Origin of the sequence: Bacillus sp. 105MF, assembly GCF_000374885.1 — a bacterium.
Lineage (GTDB): Bacteria > Bacillota > Bacilli > Bacillales > Bacillaceae_G > Bacillus_A > Bacillus_A pseudomycoides.
This window is the reverse complement of record NZ_KB895658.1, coordinates 1-2,972: the sequence shown is the minus strand read 5'-3', so window position 1 is coordinate 2,972 and position 2,972 is coordinate 1. Positions and strand designations below refer to the sequence as shown.

2 protein-coding genes and 2 pseudogenes are annotated in these 2,972 nt (G+C 48.0%); 1 reads left to right on the top strand and 3 read right to left on the bottom strand.

What is annotated here, in order from left to right; translation table 11 throughout:
• A pseudogene (locus C564_RS36560) lies at window positions 1–110 on the top strand (IS6 family transposase); the annotation flags it as partial.
• Window positions 111–157: 47 nt separating this feature from the next.
• Here C564_RS36560 and C564_RS34050 read toward each other — a convergent pair.
• The 3 genes and pseudogenes from C564_RS34050 to C564_RS0131175 form a co-directional block, all read right to left on the bottom strand.
• Window positions 158–844 (bottom strand): annotated as a pseudogene (locus C564_RS34050) (IS6 family transposase).
• A gap of 184 nt (window positions 845–1,028) precedes the next feature.
• Window positions 1,029–2,258 carry a serine hydrolase domain-containing protein gene (locus tag C564_RS0131180; RefSeq protein WP_018768196.1) on the bottom strand — a complete coding sequence of 410 codons (1,230 nt, stop codon included), beginning with the start codon at window positions 2,256–2,258 and terminating at the stop codon, window positions 1,029–1,031.
• A 464-nt stretch (window positions 2,259–2,722) separates the two neighbouring features.
• Window positions 2,723–2,972 (bottom strand): DDE-type integrase/transposase/recombinase (locus C564_RS0131175; protein ID WP_018768195.1); only part of this gene is annotated, 250 nt, incomplete at its 5' end.

Sequence of the window (2,972 nt, the reverse complement as noted above, 5' to 3'; positions counted from 1 at the left end):
AATATGGACCTCAATTAGAAGAGAAAGTACGACATCATCTTAAAACAACAAATGATTCATGGAGAGTCGATGAAACTTATATTAAAGTGAAAGGGCAATGGATTCTGTTGCAAAGTTTGAAAAAAGCATAAACAGGTTGGTAAATGAGGAGTAATGTTTAAGAAGTAGCTAGTAATTGTTGAAGTTCATTGTACGTTGAAAAGGCGAAGTCTCTTTGAAGACTTCGCCTTTGTTTATATAGAGCATGAATGGTTTCAATACCTTTTATCGTACGTGAAACATGACGAAGATTTTGAAATCCTGCGGATTTGGCAAAACGTCTCTTTACATGCCTATGATCCTGTTCAATAAGATTGTTTAAATGCTTGATTGCACAATGGATTGTAGTTTGATAAAATCCTTGTTTTCTTAATTTGTTAAATGCGCAAAGTAATGCTGGCGCTTTGTCTGTAATGAGAACCGTTGGTTCTCCAAAATGTTTTACTAATCTTTTCATGAAGGCATAGGCAGCTTGATGATCTCGTTTTTTACGAAGTTGAATATCTAATGTGTGTCCATCTTTATCAATTGCACGATAGAGGTAACGCCACTCTCCCTTAACTTTGATATAAGTCTCATCCAAATGTCAAGATAAGCGTGCAGATTTATTTTTCATTTTCCAAATTTGATAGATGAGATTGCCATATTCATGAACCCATCGCATGATGGTTGTTGGGTGAACTGAAATACCACGTTCTTTCAGGATATCAGAAACATCGCGATAACTTAAAGAAAAACGGCAGTAGTAGCCGACAGCTACTAAAATAATATCTTTCTTGAATTGTTTTCCTTTAAAATATCTCATGCCTGATTCTCATAGATCCTGTTTTCTAGAGTGTATCTTCATATGTAGAAAACTTTGCAACAGAAGCCTTGCGGCCATGCCCGCTTCCACTCCGTCCAACCAACTCCGCGTCACGTCCTGATTCTGTCCCAATAAGGTCGATGAAATTCACCGGCCTTTTTTTAAACGAACCGCGGGCTAGGTGTCAGTCTTCGATTGCCTGGTAGACCATGGTCCAGAAGTCGTGGATAAGCCGTGCCGAATTCGGGACTGACAGCCCGACCTGGGTAAGCAGGATTCCGGTGAGCTGGTTGTCCGGGTCGGCGTAGGTCGTGGTGCCGCTTCCGCCGTCCCAGCCGAACTGGCCGATGGGCGCGTAGTCGCCACGGTAGGTGCGTACCGCCATCCCGAAGCCCCAGCCGCCATGCTGCCCTTGGCCGAATGACACATGGACGTTGTTGGTGGCCATGGCGTTTCGAGCGGCTTGCTGCTCGGGCGTGAGACGGTTGGTGGTCATCAGTTGGACGGCGGGCCGGGACAGGATCCGTTCGCTTTCGTGCATCCCATGATTCAGCAGCATCCGTAAATACGCGTTGTAGTCGTCGACGGTGGAGACCAGCCCACCGCCGCCGCCCTGGAACGCCGGAGGCTGGCTCCAGCGTCCTCCCTTGGCCTCGTCCCACACGATGAACTCTCCGGTCTGCGTGTCGGGGGCGTAGAGGGTCGGCAACCGGTCAATCTTGTTGGCGGGCACGTGGAAACCGGTGTCCTTCATGCCTAGGGGGGCGAAGATGCGTTCGCGCAGGAACGTCTCAAACGACTGGCCCGTGACCCTGGCGACGAGCACGCCAAGTAGATCGTTACTGATGTGGTATTGCCAGCGCTCTCCGGGCTGGTGCATCAGCGGAAGCTCGCCAAGGCGGCGCATCCACTCATCAGGCTCGGGCATCGGCACCGGTAAATCGGGCGTGAGCCCCTTCTCGAAGATTGCGTTCATGATCGGAGTGCCCAGCGACGTAATATCCATGCCGAGCCCGAACGTGGAAGTCAGCAGGTCCCGTACGGTGATCGGCCGCCGCGCTGGCACGGTATCGTCCAGCGGGCCGTCGATCCGCTTCAGCACCCGCCGGTCGGCGAGTTCCGGTAGCCACGTCTCTACCAGGTCATCCAGCCGCAGCCTGCACTCGTCGAGCAGGATCATTGCCGCCGCAATTGCAAGCGGCTTGGACGTCGAGGCCATCCGAAAGATCGTGTCCCGGCGCATCGGCGCACCACCATCATGGCGCATGGTGCCGAGCGCTTCGACGTGCGTCTCACCGTTCCGGCTGACTAAGGCGACGACCCCAGGAATCTTCCCGGAATCGACATGCCGTGCCAGCACGTTGCGCATTTTGTGCAGCCCTGTTTCGGAGAAGCCTTTGTTACTTTGTCCCATCATGTATCTCTCCTTTTTTCCCATTTTTTGATGAACAAAAATCTTCTGTTGTAATCTTTTTCATTTGGTTTCCCTCTTTTTACTTTTTTATCAGCCCTATTGTTTTAAAACTACAAATTCTCTTTTGTTATTCATGCTTGAAAGCCCTTTGTCAAAAAGGGTGGATTCGATGCATTAAAGAGAATGAATATTGGCAATCAAAATCTGACTCACTTCCTTTTCTGGGTTATCAGAATAGAGATATGTCCTGCACTTAGCATAGAGCCATGTGTTCATCAGACGTTTATTCTACAACCGTTGTCTTGCCCGCCCCATTGGAACCGAGTAGGGCGAAAATACTGCCCTTTTTGGGGAATAACTTTAGCTTTCTAGATGCCCTATCTAAATCCCTTCCTTTTTCCGGTTCTGGTGCAAAGATAAAATAAAAGAGAATAAAGCGCATATATTCCTAGCGGAAACGTATCTTATGCTGTATGCCCCAACAATTGATGGATGAATTCTTTCTGATTTTGGACAGACTGATCCCGTAAATCAATCTGTTCTTTTTTGATCATATGCATGGGTTCTACTCCCGAAAGAATGAATGTAGCTGTGTCAAAAGACTTGAATCCCAACATAGAACGCACACGTTTCTTAATAAAACGATGATCTTGTTCCACTATATTATTGAGATACCTAACTTGCCTTATCTTTATGCCTTCGGGCATATGTTTC

Bases quoted from the DNA above. Each gene is read 5' to 3' on its own strand.
- C564_RS0131180 (WP_018768196.1), bottom strand. From the start codon at position 2,258: ATGGGACAAAGTAACAAAGGCTTCTCCGAAACAGGGCTGCACAAAATG.